15 protein-coding genes are annotated in these 17,552 nt (G+C 72.4%); 6 read left to right on the forward strand and 9 right to left on the reverse strand.

Annotated elements, in window-relative coordinates:
• The coding region (locus ABD841_RS38315) for a glycosyltransferase family 9 protein (protein ID WP_344981959.1) at window positions 1-562 on the forward strand (562 nt) is incomplete at its 5' end.
• The gene (locus ABD841_RS38320; protein ID WP_344981973.1) at window positions 453-1,400 is read left to right on the forward strand and encodes a UDP-glucuronic acid decarboxylase family protein; all 948 of its coding nucleotides are present in this window, start codon (window positions 453-455) and stop codon (window positions 1,398-1,400) included. The genes ABD841_RS38315 and ABD841_RS38320, both read left to right, overlap by 110 nt.
• A 127-nt stretch (window positions 1,401-1,527) precedes the next feature.
• Here the strand turns inward: ABD841_RS38320 and ABD841_RS38325 are convergent, their stop codons facing one another.
• The 4 genes from ABD841_RS38325 to ABD841_RS38340 all read right to left on the reverse strand — a co-directional run bounded on the left by ABD841_RS38325 (window position 1,528) and on the right by ABD841_RS38340 (window position 6,286).
• Window positions 1,528-2,256 (reverse strand): hypothetical protein, encoded by a 729-nt coding sequence (locus ABD841_RS38325; protein WP_344981960.1) that lies wholly within the window; start codon window positions 2,254-2,256, stop codon window positions 1,528-1,530.
• 192 nt (window positions 2,257-2,448) lie between these two features.
• Window positions 2,449-3,630, reverse strand: a complete 1,182-nt coding sequence (locus ABD841_RS38330; protein ID WP_344981961.1) for an ROK family transcriptional regulator — start codon at window positions 3,628-3,630, stop codon at window positions 2,449-2,451.
• Between the two features lie 153 nt (window positions 3,631-3,783).
• A complete protein-coding gene (locus tag ABD841_RS38335; RefSeq protein ID WP_344981962.1) occupies window positions 3,784-5,223 on the reverse strand; it encodes a hypothetical protein in 1,440 nt (479 codons plus the stop codon).
• 103 nt (window positions 5,224-5,326) lie between these two features.
• Window positions 5,327-6,286, reverse strand: coding sequence for a LysR family transcriptional regulator (locus ABD841_RS38340; RefSeq protein ID WP_344981963.1), 960 nt, complete (start codon window positions 6,284-6,286; stop codon window positions 5,327-5,329).
• A gap of 221 nt (window positions 6,287-6,507) precedes the next feature.
• Here ABD841_RS38340 and ABD841_RS38345 point away from each other — a divergent pair, with 221 nt between their 5' ends.
• Window positions 6,508-7,287, forward strand: a complete 780-nt coding sequence (locus tag ABD841_RS38345; RefSeq protein WP_344981964.1) for a putative hydro-lyase — start codon at window positions 6,508-6,510, stop codon at window positions 7,285-7,287.
• On the opposite strand, the gene ABD841_RS38350 is transcribed toward ABD841_RS38345, so the two are convergent.
• Genes ABD841_RS38350 through arfA form a run of 5 tightly spaced genes read right to left on the reverse strand, consistent with a single transcriptional unit; the run spans window position 7,259 to window position 12,543 of the window.
• On the reverse strand, window positions 7,259-7,894 hold the full coding sequence (locus ABD841_RS38350) for a P-loop nucleotide/nucleoside kinase family protein (RefSeq protein ID WP_344981965.1): 636 nt from the start codon (window positions 7,892-7,894) through the stop codon (window positions 7,259-7,261). The two genes, ABD841_RS38345 and ABD841_RS38350, sit on opposite strands and share 29 nt — an antisense overlap.
• Before the next feature lie 19 nt (window positions 7,895-7,913).
• Window positions 7,914-8,750, reverse strand: a complete 837-nt coding sequence (locus ABD841_RS38355) for a carbohydrate ABC transporter permease (RefSeq protein WP_344981966.1) — start codon at window positions 8,748-8,750, stop codon at window positions 7,914-7,916.
• On the reverse strand, window positions 8,747-9,682 hold the full coding sequence (locus ABD841_RS38360) for a carbohydrate ABC transporter permease (RefSeq protein WP_344981967.1): 936 nt from the start codon (window positions 9,680-9,682) through the stop codon (window positions 8,747-8,749). The genes ABD841_RS38355 and ABD841_RS38360 overlap by 4 nt, the downstream gene beginning before the upstream one ends.
• Window positions 9,683-9,684: 2 nt before the next feature.
• Entirely contained in the window at window positions 9,685-11,025 is a 1,341-nt protein-coding gene (locus ABD841_RS38365) for an ABC transporter substrate-binding protein (RefSeq protein WP_344981968.1), read from the reverse strand.
• A 3-nt stretch (window positions 11,026-11,028) separates the two neighbouring features.
• On the reverse strand, window positions 11,029-12,543 hold the full coding sequence (arfA, locus tag ABD841_RS38370; protein WP_344981969.1) for an arabinosylfuranosidase ArfA: 1,515 nt from the start codon (window positions 12,541-12,543) through the stop codon (window positions 11,029-11,031).
• Window positions 12,544-12,764: 221 nt separating this feature from the next.
• Here arfA and ABD841_RS38375 point away from each other — a divergent pair, with 221 nt between their 5' ends.
• From ABD841_RS38375 to ABD841_RS38385, 3 genes are all read left to right on the forward strand, one after another.
• The gene (locus ABD841_RS38375; RefSeq protein ID WP_344981970.1) at window positions 12,765-13,766 is read left to right on the forward strand and encodes a LacI family DNA-binding transcriptional regulator; all 1,002 of its coding nucleotides are present in this window, start codon (window positions 12,765-12,767) and stop codon (window positions 13,764-13,766) included.
• Window positions 13,767-13,863: 97 nt separating this feature from the next.
• Window positions 13,864-14,346 carry a redox-sensitive transcriptional activator SoxR gene (soxR, locus tag ABD841_RS38380; protein WP_344981971.1) on the forward strand — a complete coding sequence of 161 codons (483 nt, stop codon included), beginning with the start codon at window positions 13,864-13,866 and terminating at the stop codon, window positions 14,344-14,346.
• A gap of 220 nt (window positions 14,347-14,566) precedes the next feature.
• Window positions 14,567-17,515: a cellulose binding domain-containing protein gene (locus ABD841_RS38385; RefSeq protein WP_344981972.1), complete on the forward strand. Its 2,949-nt coding sequence runs from the start codon at window positions 14,567-14,569 to the stop codon at window positions 17,513-17,515.
• Window positions 17,516-17,552 lie beyond the last annotated feature (37 nt).

The raw sequence follows: 17,552 nt of genomic DNA on the forward strand, positions 1-17,552 counted from the left end.
GCGGTGGCCCGCCGAGCGGTTCGCGCGGGTCGCGGCCTGGCTGCGGGACGGAGGGAACGAGGTCCTGGTCACCGGGAACGCCGCCGAGCGGCCGGTCGCCGAGGAGGTGGCCGCCCGCGCCGGCCTGCCGCCGGACCGCGTGCTCGCCGGGCGCACCGGCCTGGGAGAGCTGGCCGCGCTGGTGGCGGACGCCCGGCTGGTCGTCTGCGGCGACACCGGGGTGGCCCACCTGGCGACCGCGTTCGCCACCCCCTCGGTGGTCCTGTTCGGCCCCGTGGCGCCGGCCCTGTGGGGGCCGCCGCCGCACGGGCCGCACGTCGTCCTCTGGGCGGGGCGCTCCGGCGACCCCCACGGGGACCGGCCCGATCCGGGCCTGCTGGAAATCGGCGTCCGGGACGTCCTCGGCGCCGCTGCCGATCTGCTGGAGGTAGTCGATGAACGCGCGACGGGTGGTGGTCACCGGCGGAGCCGGATTCCTCGGTTCGCACCTGTGCGAGCGGCTGGTCGAGGAGGGGGCCGGGGTCGTCTGCATGGACAACTTCCTGACCGGCTCGCCCCGTAACGTCGAGCATCTCATCGGGCGGCCGTCGTTCCGGCTCGTCGAGTGTGACCTGACGGGCTTCGTCCACGTTCCCGGGGACGTGGACCTGGTGCTCCACTTCGCCTCCGCGGCCTCACCCGTGGACTACATGCGGCTGCCGATCGAGACGCTCAAGGTGGGCAGCCTCGGCACCCTGCACGCCCTCGGGCTCGCCAAGGAGAAGGGCGCCCGCTTCGTGCTGGCCTCCACGAGCGAGGTGTACGGCGACCCGCTGGAGCACCCGCAGCGGGAGACCTACTGGGGCAACGTCAACCCCGTCGGCCCGCGGAGCGTGTACGACGAGGCCAAGCGCTTCGCCGAGTCGCTGACCACGGCCTACCGCAACTCCCACGGGACCGACACCGCGATCGTACGGATCTTCAACACGTACGGGCCGCGGATGCGGCCCCACGACGGCCGGGCCATCCCCACCTTCATCCGCCAGGCCCTGCGCGGCGAGCCGATCACCGTGGCCGGCGACGGAAGGCAGACGAGGTCCGTCTGCTACGTGGACGACACCGTGGAGGGGATCCTCGCGCTGGCCCGCAGCGGGTTCGAGGGCCCCGTCAACATCGGCAACCCCGCGGAGATGACCGTCCTCGCCCTGGCGGAGACGATCCGGCAGCTCGTCGGCTCGGAGTCGCCGATCCGGTTCGTCGGCCGACCGGTGGACGACCCCGAGGTCCGGCGCCCCGACACCGCGCTGGCCGCCTCGCGCCTGGGGTGGCAGCCCCGGGTCGACGTCACCGAGGGGCTGCGCCGCACCATCTCGTGGTTCGCGCGGGAACTGCGCGCGTCGGGGGAGCTGGTCTCCCGCTGAGAGAGGGGGATTCCGGCTCGCCGTCGTGGTCGTCCGGGCCCGTCGTGGTCGTCCGGATCCGCCGCGGTCGCCGGCGCCGACCGGTACCGGGCGCGGGGCCGTTCCCGGGCCGCGTCGGCGCGGGTGCTCACTCCGCTCCCCGGGCGTCGGCGCGCACGAGCCGGAGGAAGGCCTTGAGCCCGGTGATCACTTCGTGGTTGTCGGTGAGGCCGTCCACCGTGTCCTCGAAACGGCGGGCGAGGCCGGTGATCCGGCGTTCCAGCCCCTCGTCGCCGGCCCGCAGGTCGGCGCGGAGCTCCGCGGTGTCCTGCCGGAGCCGCTCGACGGACTCGGTGAGCGCGGCCATCTCGGTCGCCAGGCCGTCCACCCGCGCGACGAGGGAGACGACGTCCTCGCGCGGGTGCCGGGCCTCGCTCATCAGCGTGGTGACCCGCTCGCGCAGGTGCGACAGGTAGGCGCCCGCGGGCCGGAAGAAGGTGCTGAGCAGGTAGAACCCGGCGAAGTAGTAGCCCACGTCGGCGCCGGAGAAGAAGGTGATGACGGCGAGGACCGCGGCCGAGACGAGGTGGCCGCCGATCGCGAACCTGCGCATGCGCCGGGCGATCTCCAGCGCCTCGGCCTCGTGGGCCTCGGGCACCTCGATCCCGCGCTCGCGCGAGGCGTGGATCTCGTGGACGACCCGGCGCGCGCCGAAGTAGAGGTTCCACGGGAGGGTGAGGAGCACGATCAGCCAGATGAGGCTGATCGCGCCGAGCGCCAGCGACAGGAACGTGGAGAGCGGAACGTCGGCGTACACGAGCAGCCACCCGGCCACCACCGTGGTGACCAGCGCGACCAGGAAGATCCACCATCTCATGGCGAGAGCATCCCGGAGGTCGCGGGCCCCGGGAAGGGCGCGCGCACTCAGGCGCGGCTGGGTGTTCCTACTCAGGTCCCCGGAGCCCGGCCCGGTCGCACGCCGCCGGGCCGTCGTGTGCTGTCGCCGGCCGCGTGGGGCGAGGAGACGGGGCGGCGCCCCCCGGCGTCCCCGCCGCGCGGTCTGCGACGGTCAGGCGGTGGTGAAGGACTCGTCGACGGCGCCCGGGGCCAGGACGTGCTCGATGACCATGACGGCGGCACCGATCACGCCCGCGCGGTCGCCCAGCTCGCTGGCGGCGATCGTCAGGTGCTGGGTGGCCAGGGGGAGCGAGCGGCTGTAGATGACCTCGCGCAGGCCCGCGAGGACCTGCTCGCCGGCCTCGGCGATGTCGCCGCCGACCACGATCACCGAGGGGTTGAAGAAGTTGACGATGGAGGCGAGCACGTCGCCGACCTCGCGGCCGGCCTGCCGGATGAGCTGCACGGCCTGGGTGTTGCCGCCGCGCACCAGGCGGATCACGTCGCGGCTGTCGTCGGCCGCCACTCCTTCGGCGCGCAGCCTGGCGGCCAGCGCGGCGCCGCTGGCGACGGCCTCCAGGCAGCCGGTGTTCCCGCAGCGGCAGACGGTGTCGGGGATCGAGGCCACGCGGATGTGCCCGATGTCGCCGGCCGCGCCCTGAGCCCCCCGATGCAGGCGGCGGTCGCTGATGATGCCGCAGCCGATGCCGGTGCCGATCTTGATGAAGATGAGGTGCTCGGTGTCGGGGCGGGCGACCCAGTGCTCCCCCAACGCCATGATGTTGACGTCGTTGTCGACGAGGACGGGGGCGTCGAAGCGCGACCCGAGCCACTCGGGCACCGGGAAGCCGTCCCAGCCGGGCATGATCGGCGGGTTGACCGGCCGTCCCGAGCCGTGCGCGACCGGGCCGGGGAGCCCGAGGCCGATGCCGCAGACGTCCCGCCGGTCATGGCCGGTCTCGGCGAGCATCTCCTCGAACATGCGGTGCAGCCAGCCGAGTGTCTCCTCGGGGCCGCGGTCGATCCGGATCTCGGCCGTGCGCTCCGCCAGGATCTCACCGCCCAGGTCGGTGATCGCCACCCGGGCGTGCGTGGCGCCGAGGTCGGCGGCGAGGACGATGCGGGCGGCGCGGTTGAAGGCGAAGGCGACGGCGGGGCGGCCGCCGGAGGAGACGGCCTCGTCGGTCGGGAGGATCCACTCGCGGCTCACCAGCGCGTCCAGGCGCTGCGCCAGGGTGGATCTGGCCAGCCCGGTCATCTGGACCAGTTCGGCCCTCGTCCGGGGCCGGCCATCGCGCAGGATCTTCAGAAGCGCCCCCGCGCCGGCGTTCGAGCCGCTCGCTTCACTCAGCATGCGCCTAGTCAACACTCCTCGTTTTGGCCACGTCAAAGCAACTTACGTTCTTTTGGTACCCAGTTGCGACCGGTAACCGCTTGATTCTGACTGATCATCGCCGTAAGAAGGCGCAAATATCGCGGAAGGGGAAGAAAACGGCGGCGTGGTGGATCAGCCCGCGGCGGAGGGGGCGCCCGGCGTCCGACGGGGACGCCGGAAGAAGGCGGCCACCGCGTACGGGTCGACGGGGTCGGCGAGCAGGGCCCGCATCTCCTCCGCGCGCTCCGGATCGACCTTGAACGGGTGGCCGAACACGTGCGGGCCCGAACCGTCGCTCAGCATCCTGGTCAGCATCAGGTCACCGGGCAGGGCCTGCCGCGAGAGCAGCTCGTCGGAGAGCGTCACCCGCTCCTCGCCGTCGCGTACGGTGATCTCCTCCCCGGCCACCGCCACGACCTCCCAGAGGCGCAGCGGCGTACGCCGCCACGACTCCAGCAGCTCCACCTCGTCGTCGCGCAGCCACTCGGCCCGCGCGTCCAGGAACTCGCCGACCACGTCGTGCTCGAACAGCGCCAGGTCGGCCAGGGCGGGCTCGGCCACCCGGACGCTCAGCGCGACCAGATCCTCGACCAGGCGGCGGCGGGCCGGGCGGTAGGCGTACGCGAGCAGCTGCCGGAACAGGTGCGCGGCCCGCTCGGGCAGCGGGGCGCCCGCCTCGGTGCGGCACGCGGCGTACTCGGCGGCGTCCCGCTCGGCCGGGGCCAGCCCGGGGGAGAGGGACAGCACCTCGGAGACCAGCCCGGCCGCCTCGAACGAGCGGCCCTGGCCCTCGGCCGATCTGGCGATCAGCAGCAGCGCGGCCGGTTCGGTCCGGGGGAGCGCCCCGACCAGCGCCGGGCCGAGCGGCTCGCGCTCCACCTCGTCGGCGATCCGCTCCAGCACCGCCTCCGACCGGGACAGGTAGGTGATCGCCTTGGACAGGTCGGCACCCTCTCCGTAGGTGCGCAGGGCGCTGCGCACCAGGGCCAGCCTGATGACGTCCAGCGGAGCCAGGCCCGCGACCGACTCGGCGTCCCACGGCGCCCCCACGATCCCCACCCGGCCGCCGCGCAGCTCCAGCGAGGCGCCCACCAGCAGCGGGGCCAGCGGCGGGAGCGGGTCGGCGAAGGTCTCGGGGGCCTTCATCAGCAGCTCCAGGACCACCACGTCGATCGGCACGCCGGGGCTGGGCTCCAGCCCCTCGGCGAAGGCGCGTAGCGTGTCGAGCGCCTGCTCGCCGAACTCCTGCACCACCCGGAGCGCCCGCTCGGCGGGGACGTCGTCCAGGTCGGCGACCGACAGCTCGAAGGAGCCGCCGCGCAGCCGCAGCGCGGCCGCCTGTCCCGGCTCCAGCCCGGCCAGCCAGCCCGCCGGCCCGGTCAGGACCGGCTCGCCCGTCTCCGTCGAGGTCCGGACCCGCCCGCCCCCGGCCAGCGGCACCCCGTCGCCGTCGGCCAGCCGCGCCCACAGCCGCAGGTCGTCGGCGGCCAGCAGCACCCCGTCCGCCAGTTCGGCCCGGGTGACGAGGTGCGTCAGCACCGCGCCCTCGCTCAACGTGAGAAGCTCGCTCATCCCCCCATTGTTCTCGACCCGCGGACGCGGCGGAGCCGGGCGGTGCGGAGACCCGGCGGGCCGCGCGGGCTGCCGGGGACCGCCCGCGCGGCCCGGCCCGGCATCAGGGGGAGGTGCCCAGGCCGGGGTTGTCGGCCAGCCAGGTGGCGTACCGCCTGCTCCGCCGTACCGCGTCGGCGTGCGCGCCCTTGGCGTGCTCGAAGATCGACGACGCGACGCTCGCGGTGGCCGCCTCCGGGTGCCAGCCGAGCAGCTGCCGCCAGCGCAGCGGAGTCCCGGTGAGCGGCACCAGCCTCAGTCCCTCGGCGGGCTGGAAGGTGGCCTGGCAGAGCGCGACGGCGCGGCCCACCTTGGCCAGGTGCATGCAGGTGGCCACGTCCGTCTCGTAGATGGTGCGGGGCGTGAAACCCGCGCGGGCGCAGGCGGTGGCGAAGCAGTCGCCGAAGCAGCTGTCGCCCGGAGTGACCGTCCACTGCTCGTCGGCCAGCTCGGCCAGGTCGACCTCCTTCCGGTCGGCCAGCGGGTGATCCTCGTTGACGAGTACGAAGACCGGGTCGGTGCCGACGGTGAGCCACACCACCGGCCCCTCCACCGGCGGCAGGCTCTCCCCGCAGGCGCCGATGAACACGAAGTCGAGCCGGCCGAGCATCACCATGCTGGTCAGCTCCCTGGCCGACCAGGAGGTGTGGGTGCTCACCGGAGTCGAGGGCCAGGCGGTGGCCAGGCGGTCCATCAGCCCGCCGAGTATCGGCCCGTTGGTGGCGCCCAGGCGGTATCTGGGGATGTCGGCCGTGGCGTTGGCGAAGCGCCGGGCCTCCTCCTGGAGCTCTCGGGCGGCGGGCAGCAGGACCATCGCCCTCGACAGGACGAGCTCTCCCAGGGGCGTCGGCCGCGCGCCGTTGTGGTCACGTTCGAAGAGAGTCCCGCCGAGCACCCGCTCTATCCGTTTGAGCTGCGCCGTCAGTGCGGGCTGAGCCAGACCGAGGTGGCTGGCCGCCTTGGTCACGCTACCGGCCTCGGCGACCGCGCGCACGATCCTGAGGTGTCGGAGCTCGAGATCCATACCGGGAAGGTAAGGCCAGCGCGGTATGGCTGCAATGCAATTGAGTCATGAAATCTGACTCAATTTTGTGTAAATACACTTGTGAAGGTTATGGATTGATAAGAACCGATTTTCCGTGACGTCCGATGTGAATGGGCGCGCCCGGCGGGGTGCCGGGCGGCCCCGCGGATGTGCGGGCGGGGTGGGTTGGACGGGCGCGGGGGCGGGGTTATGATCCGCCGATGGACGTGGCAGCGCTCACTCCCGGCGAGGCCCGGCGCCGTTTCCGCGAGGGGCTGCGGACGCCCACCGCCGGATGGTGCCGGGGCTGGACCCAGGCCAACCTGCTCGCGGTGCCCCGCGACCTCGCCTACGACCTGCTCCTGTTCGCCCAGCGCAACCCGGTCGCCTGCCCGGTGCTGGATGTCGGGGATCCCGGCGCGGTGAGTACGGAGCTGTTCGGCGGCGACCTCCGCACCGACCTGCCCGCCTACCGGATCTACGAGGGCGGCACGGCCGTGGCCGACGTGGGCGACGTGCGCGACGCCTGGCGGGACGACCTGGTGGCCTTCCTGCTGGGCTGCAGCTTCACCTTCGAGGACGCGCTGCTGCGCGCCGGGGTCCCGGTCCGGCACATCGAGGCCGGGACGAACGTGCCCATGTATCTCACCTCGGTTCCCTGCCGCCCGGCGGGCTCGCTGGGCGGGCCGCTGGTCGTCTCGATGCGCCCGGTCCCGGCGTCCCTGGTCCCGACCGCCGTCCGGGTGACCGCGCGGTACCCGGCGGTGCACGGGGCCCCGGTGCACGTCGGCGACCCGAGGGAGATCGGGATCGCCGACCTGGGCGTTCCCGACTTCGGCGACCCCGTGGAGATCCGGCCGGGGGAGGTCCCGGTCTTCTGGGCCTGCGGGGTGACCCCGCAGGCCGCCGTCATGGCCGGCGGGGTGCCGTACGCGATCGGCCACCTCCCGGGCCACATGGCGATCACCGACGTCAGGGACGACCGCTTCCAGGTGCCCTGAGGGACTCCCCGGCCCGCGCGAGGGCCGCGGTGAGCGCGTCCAGCTGCGACGCCAGGGAGGGGGCGCCGGGGCGGTTGTCGATCTCGGTGTGCGGCACCGCGGGAGGTTCGTCCACCCGGATCGCCCGCAGGTAGTCGTCGAACCGGTCAAGTTTGCCCGCGTCCCTGGACAGCCCCCTGGCCGTCAGCCGGGAGCGCAGGGTGGGCCCGTCCGAGCGGACCCAGAGCAGGTGGACCGGGGGCCCGCCCAGCTCCCCGACCCAGCGCGCCCACACCGCGGCGTCGTGCACCTGGGTGGTGAAGGGGCCTTCGAGCAGGACCGGGCAGCCGTGGGCGCGGATCTGCCGGGCGACCGCGGTCAGCCCCTCGTACTCGTACCGCTTGACGTGCTCGTCGTACCAGGGGCCCTCGCGCTCGCCCCGGTCCCGGCCGTGGGCGCGCAGGGTGGCCGCCACGAACCCGCCGTAGACGGTGTCCTTGTCGAGCAGCGCGGGCACCGGGTCGAGCCGGGCCAGCAGCGCCGCCGCCACGGTCGACTTCCCCGCGCCCGGCGGCCCGCTCACCACCCACAGCGGCGCCGGCCCGGCCGGGCCCGGTGTCCTCGTCATGAGCCCTATTCTGGCCCGCTCACCCCTTCAGCCCGGATCGGGAGATGCCCTCGATGACCCAGCGCTGGGCGACGAGGTAGAGCGCGATCACCGGCAGGCTGGCGATCACCGCGCCGGTCATCAGCAGGTCGTAGCGGATGTTGTTGGCGCCCTGGAAGTTGCCCAGGCCCGCCGGGAGGGTCAGGGACTCCGGGCTCAGCAGCACGTAGATCGGCCACAGGAAGTCGTTCCAGTTGGTGAGGAACGACAGCAGGAAGAGGGTGACCAGCGCCGGGCGGGCCAGGGGGAGCGCGATGGTGGTGAAGATCTGCCATCGGTTGCAGCCGTCCAGCTCGGCGGCCTCCTCCAGCTCGCCCGGCAGGGTGACGAAGAACTGCCGTAGGAAGAACACCCCGAACGCCCCCGCCGCGGCCGGGACGATCACCGCGGGCAGGCTGTCCACCCAGGCCAGCTCGTTGACGATCAGGAAGTTCGGGATCAGCAGCACCACGGGCGGCACGAACAGGGTCGCCACGATCACCGCGAAGATCGCGTTCCGGCCGCGGAAGCGGAGCCTGGCCAGCGCGTACGCGGCCGGCGCCGCCGTCACCAGGACCAGCGCCGCGTGGGCGGTCGCGGCGGCGAGGCTGTTGGCGAACCAGGCGACGATCGGGCTGTCCGCGCTGTTCAGGATCTCCCGGTAGGCGTCCAGGGTGGCCGGGTCCGGGATCCACCGCGGCTCTGTCGACCCCGCGCCCTCCCGCGTCTTGAACGAGGTGGAGACCATGTAGACCAGCGGGCTCAGGTAGAGCGCCGCGATCACCGCGAGGACCAGGTGGAGCAGCGCGCGCCGGAGCCGGCGGACGTCGCGGGTCAAGGCCTGCTCCTCTCCCGGAAGGCGCCGAAGACCAGGGCGCTGGCGAGCATCAGGAAGGCGGCGAGGACGAAGCTCATCGCGGACGCGGTGCCCATGTCGAACTGGCGCAGGCCGGTCTCGGCGATGAGGTAGATCGCGGTCTTCGTCTGGTCGGCCGGGGCGCCGCCGGTGATCAGATACGACTGGCCGAACATGTTGGCCGAAGCCAGGATCGTGGAGTTGACCACGAACACCATGACCGGCCGCAGCCCCGGCAGGGTGACCGCGCGGAACCGGTGCCGGGCGGAGGCGCCGTCGACCATCGCCGCCTCGTGCAGCTCGCGCGGGATGTCCTGGAGCCCGGCGAGGAAGATGACCGCGTTCAGGCCGAGCGTCCACCACACCGTCACGCCGACGAGCGCGACCCAGGCGGGCGGCACGTCGGTGGTCCACTGCACGTCCAGACCGAGGTAGTGGTTGACCAGGCCGATGTTGCCGTCCAGCAGGAAGCGCCAGACGAACCCGACGACCGCGACACCCAGCACGTACGGCGCGAAGTAGACGGCCCGGTAGACGTTGCGTCCCCTGAAGCGGCCGTTCATCAGCAGCGCGGTGAGCAGCGGCAGCACGATGAGCAGGGGTACGGACGCGACCGTGAAGATCCCGGTGGCCCGCATGGCCGTCCAGAACCGGCCGCCGTCCACGCTGCCCGGATCGAACAGGTCGGTGTAGTTCTCCACCCCGACGAACGGCTTGCGGGGCAGGTTGATGTCCCACTCGTGCAGACTGGTCCAGAACCCGAAGCCGATCGGCAGCACCATGAAGACGGCGAACAGCGCCAGGTACGGGGCCAGGAACGCGTACGGGGTCCAGGGGCGCATCCGCCGCGCGGCCCCGGCGGGCGGCCTGTCCGGCACGGCGGCGCCGGACGGGCTCCGCTTCCCGGTGAGCACGTTCAATTCCCGTACTTCCGCTTGTTGTCGGCGAGCAGCTTGTCCGCGGTCGCCACGCCCTCCTTCAGCGCGTCCGCGGCGGAGGCCTCCCTCAGCACCGCCTTGGCCACGGCCAGCTCCAGCGCCTTGGACTGCACGTCGCCGACGCCGGGCAGGGCCGGCAGGAAGTGGAAGACGTTCACGTCGGCGGCCAGCTTGATCTGCGGCAGGTCGGCGACCCCGGGGTCCTGGCGGACGGAGTTGCGCGCCGGGATCATGCCGGCCTTGGCCCACTCGGTCGACTGGCGGCTCATGTGGTCGATGAAGAACTTGGCCGCCTGCACCTTGTCCGGGTCCTTGCCCGCCTGGGAGGTCATCACGAAGTTGTGGGAGGAGGCCCAGACCGCCGCCGTGCCGCCGATGTTCGGCACCGGCGAGAGGCCCCACTTCAGGGAGGGGGCGTTGGTCTTCAGGTCGTTGATCTGCCAGATGCCGTCCCAGGTGAAGCTCACCTTGTCGTTCTTGAAGGCGGCGTACTGGCTGTCCTGGGCGACCTTGGCGGGGCTGAAGCCCTTGCCGATCTGCTCGACCATCCAGGTCAGGGCCTGCGCGCCCGCGTCGGACCCCCAGAGCGCCCGGGTGCCGTCCTCGCTGTAGAGCTCGCCGCCGAACTGCCAGAGCAGGCTCATGAACATCAGGTGGGCCGGCCACTTGCTGGGCATCCAGAACGGGGTCTCGATCCCGGCGTCCTTGAGCTCGGCCAGGGCGTCCTCGTACCCGGCCTTGTCGGTGGGGGCCTCGCTCAGCCCGGCCTTCTCCAGGTGGGCCCGGTTCCAGTAGTCGCCGAGGCTGTGCACGTCCAGCGGCACGCTGTAGCGCTTGCCGTCGTAGATCCCGGCGTTCCACACCGCGGGGATGAAGTCGGTCTCGCCGAGCTGCAGCGCGCCGACCACGTCGTCCAGCGGGACCAGCGTCCGGCGGGCGGCGAAGGTGCCGATCCGGTCGTTGTGGATGATCGCCACGTCCGGGCCCTTGCCCGCGCTGATGGCCGTGGGCATGGCCGGGTAGAGGTCCTCCCAGCGCCGGGTCACGTTGCGGACCTCGATGCGGCCGGCGTACTCCTTGTTGAACGCCTCCAGCATGGTCCGCATGTGCGGGCCGTCGCCGCCGGTGAAGCCGTTCCAGTAGTCCAGGGTCACCTTCGGTCCGGTGTACTCCCCGCCGGAGAACGACGGCACCGCCGACGCCGGGGCCGAGGAGCCGGCGCCGATCCTGGTGCCGCCTCCGCAGGCGGCCAGCGCGGCGGTGAGCCCCGCGGCGCCGGTCAGGCCCAGGAACGAGCGGCGGGACAGGGGACTGGTCATTTTCTACTCCTGGGGGGAAACGGGAGTGAATCGGACAACGCTCCATGAAGCGGGCGGAAGATTCAGGGAAGCCCGGCGTCCCTCCAACCGGAGGCCGGTGCCCGGCCTGGGCCTGACGCGGTCGGGCGTCTCGGCGGTGTTGACCGCCGACGGATCGTCGTCGGCGAGCTCCAGGTGCTCCACCGGCCGCAGGCCTTCCGGGAGGACGACCTCCAGCGCGCAGGGCCCCCGCCGGTCGCGGTTGACCACGAACAGCGCCAGCTCGCCGGTCTCCTCGTCGTGCGTGGCGGTCGCCCAGATCGCGGGCGCGTCGCCGTACTTCGAGGTCGGGATGGTCGCGCACTCCGGCTCCACCCGGAGGACCTGGCCGCGGGCGTGCCGGGCGGTCAGCGCGAACGGGTGGAAGATGCTCTGCCGCCAGGCGGGGCCGCCCGGCTCGGTCCTGATCGGCGCGATGACGTTGGCGAGCTGAGCCTGGCAGGCCACGCCGACCCGGTCGGCGTTGCGCAGCAGGGTGATGAGGAGGCTGCCGACCACCACCGCGTCGGTGACGTCGTAGGTGTCCTCGATCAGCCGGGGCCGCGCGGTCCAGTCCAGCGACGACTCGCCCGCGAAACGGCTCTGGTACCAGACGTTCCACTCGTCGAAGGAGAGCTTGATCTTCCTCTTGCTGCGCAGCCTGGCGCCCACGTGGTCGGCGGTCGCGGCGATCGAGCGGATCATGTGGTCCATGTCGGCGCCGCTCGCCAGGAACGAGTCGACGTCGCCGTCGGACGGGTCGTAGTAGGCGTGCAGCGAGATGTAGTCGACCATCTCGTACGTCGCCTCCAGGACCTCGGCCTCCCAGGCGCCGAACGTCGGCATGGCGCTGTTGGAGCTGCCGCAGGCCACCAGGGACAGCCCGGGATCGAAGCGCTTGAGCGCCCGCGCGGTCTCGGCCGCCAGGCGGCCGTACTCCGCGGCGGTCTTGTGGCCCATCTGCCAGGGCCCGTCCAGCTCGTTGCCCAGGCACCACAGCCGCACGTCGTGCGGCTTGTCGGCGCCGTGCGCGCGGCGCAGGTCGGACAGCCGGGTGCCTCCGGGGTGGTTGGCGTACTCCACCAGCTCCAGCGCCTCGGCCACCCCCCGCGTGCCCAGGTTGAGCGCCATCATCGGCTCCACCCCGGCCTTCGCGGTCCAGGCCATGAACTCGTTGAGCCCGAAGCTGTTGTCCTCCAGGCTCCGCCAGGCCAGGTCGAGACGCGCGGGCCGGTCCTCGACCGGGCCGACGCCGTCCTCCCAGCGGTAGTTGGAGACGAAGTTGCCGCCGGGGTAGCGGACGAGCGTCACCCCGAGTTCCCGCGTCAGCTCCAGCACGTCGGTGCGGAGGCCGTCGGCGTCGGCCAGCGGGTGGCCGGGCTCGAAGACGCCGGTGTGGACGCAGCGGCCCATGTGCTCCACGAACGAACCGAAGAGGCGGGGCTCCACCGAGCCGATCCGGAAGGCGGGGTCCAGGGTGAGACGGGCGGTGGTCGCCAAGACGCGGCCTCTCTGTTGGGGCGGTGTTTCGGGGTAGGTGTGTTTGTACAACGTTGTTTCAACGTTGTAAACAGTGGCCCGTCCGTCGATACCGTGGCGTTACGATCGACGGGGCCGGGTCTCGTACGGCCGTCGGCGGCCGGTTCCGGCGGTCGTGACGTGGGAGCCGGGCGGCCGCGGCGGCAGGCCCGGCGGGCCGCAGGGCAGGAAGGGGTGGGCGGGTGGGAGCCAGTCTGCGCGACATCGCGCGCCTGGCGGGGGTCTCGGTGAAGACCGTCTCCAACGTCGTCAACGGGTACGCCCACGTGTCGCCGGCCACGCGGGCCAAGGTCGAGGAGGCGCTCTCCCGGCTCGACTACCGGCCGAACCTGTCGGCGCGGAACCTGCGGCAGGGGCGGACGGGCGTGATCGCCCTGGCCCTGCCCGAGCTCGACTCGCCCTACTTCGCCGAGCTGTCGCGGTTCGTCATCGACGCCGCGGCCGAGCTGAGGTGGCTGGTCGTCATCGAGCAGACCGACGGCAGCCTGGACCGGGAGCGGCGGATCCTCGACGGGGTCCGCGACCACCGGGTGGACGGGGTCATCCTCAGCCCCATCGCGATCGGCGCCGACGAGCTCGCGGCGCGCACCGACGACACCGCGCTCGTCCTGCTGGGCGAGCGCATCCACGACGGCCCGGCCGACCACGTGGCGATCGACAACGTCCGGGCGGCCCGCGACATCACCGAGCATCTCATCGGCCTCGGCCGCACCCGCGTCGCCGCCCTCGGCGCGGAGGACAACGCCGCCAGCGGCACCGCCCCGCTCCGCCTGGCCGGATACCGCGAGGCCATGGCCGCCCACGGGCTGCCCGAGACGGTGGCCAAGGTCGAGCGCTACCGCAGGGGCCAGGGGGCGGCGGCGATGGCCGAGTTGCTGGCGCGCCCCGAGCCGCCCGACGCGGTGTTCTGCTTCAACGACCTGCTGGCGCTCGGCGCCATGCGGACCATCCTCGCCGCCGGCCTGCGGATCCCCGAGGACATCGCGCTGGCCGGGCTCGACGACATCGAGGACGGCCGCTTCAGCACGCCGACCCTGACCACCGTCGCCCCCGACAAGGCGCAGCTCGCCCGGATCGCGGTCGACCTGCTCAAGCAGCGCATCGACGGCGGCCCCGGTTCCCTGCCCCGGGAGGTCGGCGCGAGCTACCGCCTGATGATCAGGGAGAGCACGGCCGGGAGGTGAGCGGGCCGTCCCGGGAGGTGGTCGAGCTCCGCTTCCGTGAACGTCCCGGCGGGAGCCGGAAACCTCAACTTTGATTGAGGTCAACATAGACTGAGGCATGCCCACCACCTCGGAGATGACCGTCGGTCAGCTCGCCACGCGCAGCGGTGTCGCCGTGTCCACCCTCCACTTCTACGAGGCCAAGGGTCTCATCCGCAGCCGCCGCACCGCCGGCAACCAGCGCCGCTTCTCCCGTGACACGCTGCGCAGGATCGCCTTCATCCGGGTCTCGCAGCGCGTGGGGATCCCGCTCAAGACCATCCGGGACGCGCTGTCCGCCCTCCCCGACGAGCGTACGCCCACCCGGGAGGACTGGGCGAGGCTCTCGGCGCTGTGGCAGGACGAGCTCGACGATCGCATCCGGCAGCTCGAACGCCTCCGCACCGGGCTGACCGACTGCATCGCCTGCGGTTGCCTCTCCCTGGACCGCTGCGCCCTGGCCAACCCCGATGACGCGGCCGCCGCCCGCGGGCCCGGCTCGCGGCTGATGATCCCTCCCCGGGTGCCCTGCTCCGCCGGGTGCGAGGTGGAGGGGGAGTAGATCCGGCCCGTGTGGAAGGGGCGGAACCCGCCCGGTTCCCCGCCGTCCCGGGGTTCCGTGCAGATTTGTTAGTTGCCCGTTCAAACTATTGACGGGCCGGGGTCCGGCGTGTGAATCTCTGGGCGTTCATGCACGCGCATCATGGGCGGTCGAAGGTCAGGGTCCCGTCACCTGATCGTGCATGGCGGTTTGTCCGTTGCATTGCGAAGGGAAGCCGTACATGCGAAGAAGGCTGTTCAGCATGCTCGCCGCCGTGGCGGTGGCCTGCGCGTCGGTCGGCGCGGCCGTCACGGGCGGGCCCGCGTCGGCGTCGGCGCCGGAGGGCGCGACGGCGTCCGCGGCCGCCGCGGAGTCGTACGAGTGGAAGAACGTGCGGATCGACGGCGGCGGGTTCGTGCCGGGGATCATCTTCAACCAGACCGAGAAGAACCTGATCTACGCCCGCACCGACATCGGCGGCGTCTACCGCTGGGAGCAGTCCGGCAGGAGCTGGACCCCGCTGCTCGACTGGGTGGGCTGGGACAAGTGGGGCTACAACGGCGTGGTCAGCCTCGCCACGGACCCGGTGGAGACCGACCGGGTCTACGTCGCCGCCGGGATGTACACCAACGGCTGGGATCCCAACAACGGTGCCGTCCTGCGCTCGGCCGACCGGGGCGCGACCTGGCAGGCCACCCCGCTCCCGTTCAAGCTCGGCGGCAACATGCCCGGCCGGGGGATGGGCGAGCGGCTGGCCGTCGACCCCAACGACAACAGCGTCCTCTACCTCGGCGCGCCCGACGGCAACGGCCTGTGGCGCAGCACCGACAAGGGCGTGACCTGGGCCAAGGTCGCGAGCTTCCCCAACCCCGGGAACTACGCGGAGGATCCGGCCGACCCCAACGGCTACCTCAGCCACCGCCCCGGCGTGGTCTGGGTGACCTTCGACCCCACCTCGGCGACCGCGGGCAACGCGACGCAGAAGATCTACGTCGGCGTCGCCGACAAGGAGAACACCGTCTACAGCTCCGCGGACGGCGGCGCCACCTGGAGCCGGGTCCCCGGGCAGCCCACCGGCTACATCGCGCACAAGGGCGTCCTCGACCACGTCAACCACACGCTCTACATCGCCACCAGCGACACCGGCGGCCCGTACAACGGCGGCAAGGGGGACGTGTGGAAGCTCGACACGACCACCGGCGCGTGGACGCGGATCAGCCCGATCCCGTCCACCTCGGCCGACGCCTACTTCGGCTACAGCGGCCTCACCGTCGACCGGCAGGACCCCGGCACGCTGATGGTCGCCACCCAGATCTCCTGGTGGCCGGACGTGATCTTCTTCCGCTCCACCGACTCGGGCGCGACCTGGACCCGGATCTGGGACTTCACCTCGTACCCCAACCGTAGCTTCCGCTACACGATGGACATCTCCTCCTCGCCGTGGCTGACCTTCGGGTCCAACCCGCAGCCGCCCGAGGTGACGCCCAAGCTGGGCTGGATGACCGAGTCGCTGGAGATCGACCCGTTCGACTCCAACCGCATGATGTACGGCACCGGCGCCACCATCTACGGCACCGAGGACCTACTGAAGTGGGACACCGGCGGTCAGATCACCATCAAGCCCATGGTGCGGGGCCTGGAGGAGACGGCCGTCCTCGACCTGGTCAGCCCGCCCTCCGGCGCGCCGCTGGTCAGCGCCCTGGGCGACATCGGCGGCTTCCGGCACACGAACCTGGACGCCGTGCCGCCCATGATGTTCACCTCGCCGACCTTCACCTCGACGACCAGCCTCGACTACGCCGAGAGCAACCCGGCCGTCATGGTCCGCGCCGGCAACTTCACCGACTCCGAGCGACCCGGCGACAGCCATGTCGCCTTCTCCACCGACGGCGGCGCCAACTGGTTCCAGGGCACCGAGCCCGCCGGGATCAACGAGGGCGGCACCGTCGCGGCGGCGGCCGACGGCTCCCGGTTCGTCTGGGCGCCCAAGGGCGTGGGCGTGCACTACTCGGTGGGGTACGGCAACTCCTGGACCGCGTCCACCGGCCTGCCGACCGGGGCCGTGGTCGAGTCCGACCGGGTGAAGCCGGGCACGTTCTACGGCTTCGGCGGCGGGAAGTTCTACGTCAGCACCAACGGCGGCGCCTCGTTCGCCGCCACCGCCGCGACCGGCCTGCCCACCGAGGGCGACGTCAAGTTCAAGGCCGTCCCCGGCCGTGCGGGCGACATCTGGCTGGCGGGCGGCTCGGGCGCCACCTCCGGCATCTGGCGCTCCACCGACGGCGGGGCGTCGTTCGCCAAGCTGCCCGGTGTCACGAGCGCGGTCAACGTCGGCTTCGGCAAGGCCGCGCCCGGCAAGAGCTACCAGGCCCTGTACGCGGTCGCCACGATCGGCGGGGTGACCGGCGTGTTCCGCTCCGACGACACCGGCGCGACCTGGGTCAGGATCAACGACGACGAGCACCGGTACGGCAACATGGGCGAGGCCCTCACCGGCGACCCCCGGGTCTACGGCCGCGTCTACCTCGGCACCAACGGCCGGGGCATCCTGTACGCCGACAGGGAGGGGACGGTCCCGCCCGACGACACCGTCCCGCCGACCAGGCCGGGCATCCCGGCCGCCTCGGCGATCACCTCGACGGGCGCGACGCTGACCTGGACCGCCTCGACCGACGCCGTCGGGGTGACCGGTTACGACGTCTACCGTGAGGCGGGGGCGACGGACGTCAAGGTCGGCTCGCCGTCCTCGGCGTCGTTCGCCCTGACCGGGCTGACCCCGGACACCTCCTACACGTTCTACGTGATCGCCCGCGACGCCGCGGGGAACAGCTCCACCGCCTCCTCGCCGGTCACCTTCACGACCCTCGCGGGATCCTCGGGGGGTGACGGCTGCACCGCGACCTACAGGGTGGCCAACTCCTGGCCCGGTGGCTTCCAGGGCGAGGTCACGGTCAAGAACACCGGCACCTCCGCGATCGGCGGCTGGACCGTGAAGTGGTCGTTCCCGGACGGCCAGAAGATCACCCAGCTCTGGAGCGGCGTCCACACCCAGACCGGTGCCGACGTCACCGTGAAGAACGCGAACTGGAACGGCGCCCTGGCCGGCGGCGCCTCCACCGTCTTCGGCTTCGGCGCGACCTGGACCGGAGCCAACGGAGTTCCCACCGCGGTCACCTGCGCCGCATCCTGACGCCGCCCGGCCGCCCGGCCGCCGGGCCGCCCGGCCG

Source organism: Streptosporangium fragile (assembly GCF_039534445.1).
GTDB classification, from domain to species: Bacteria; Actinomycetota; Actinomycetes; order Streptosporangiales; family Streptosporangiaceae; genus Streptosporangium; species Streptosporangium fragile.

Bases quoted from the DNA above. Each gene is read 5' to 3' on its own strand.
- ABD841_RS38335 (WP_344981962.1), bottom strand. From the start codon at position 5,223: ATGAGCGAGCTTCTCACGTTGAGCGAGGGCGCGGTGCTGACGCACCTC.
- ABD841_RS38365 (WP_344981968.1), bottom strand. From the start codon at position 11,025: ATGACCAGTCCCCTGTCCCGCCGCTCGTTCCTGGGCCTGACCGGCGCC.
- ABD841_RS38340 (WP_344981963.1), bottom strand. From the start codon at position 6,286: ATGGATCTCGAGCTCCGACACCTCAGGATCGTGCGCGCGGTCGCCGAG.
- soxR (WP_344981971.1), top strand. From the start codon at position 13,864: ATGCCCACCACCTCGGAGATGACCGTCGGTCAGCTCGCCACGCGCAGC.
- ABD841_RS38330 (WP_344981961.1), bottom strand. From the start codon at position 3,630: ATGCTGAGTGAAGCGAGCGGCTCGAACGCCGGCGCGGGGGCGCTTCTG.
- ABD841_RS38325 (WP_344981960.1), bottom strand. From the start codon at position 2,256: ATGAGATGGTGGATCTTCCTGGTCGCGCTGGTCACCACGGTGGTGGCC.
- ABD841_RS38385 (WP_344981972.1), top strand. From the start codon at position 14,567: ATGCGAAGAAGGCTGTTCAGCATGCTCGCCGCCGTGGCGGTGGCCTGC.
- ABD841_RS38350 (WP_344981965.1), bottom strand. From the start codon at position 7,894: ATGACGAGGACACCGGGCCCGGCCGGGCCGGCGCCGCTGTGGGTGGTG.
- ABD841_RS38345 (WP_344981964.1), top strand. From the start codon at position 6,508: ATGGACGTGGCAGCGCTCACTCCCGGCGAGGCCCGGCGCCGTTTCCGC.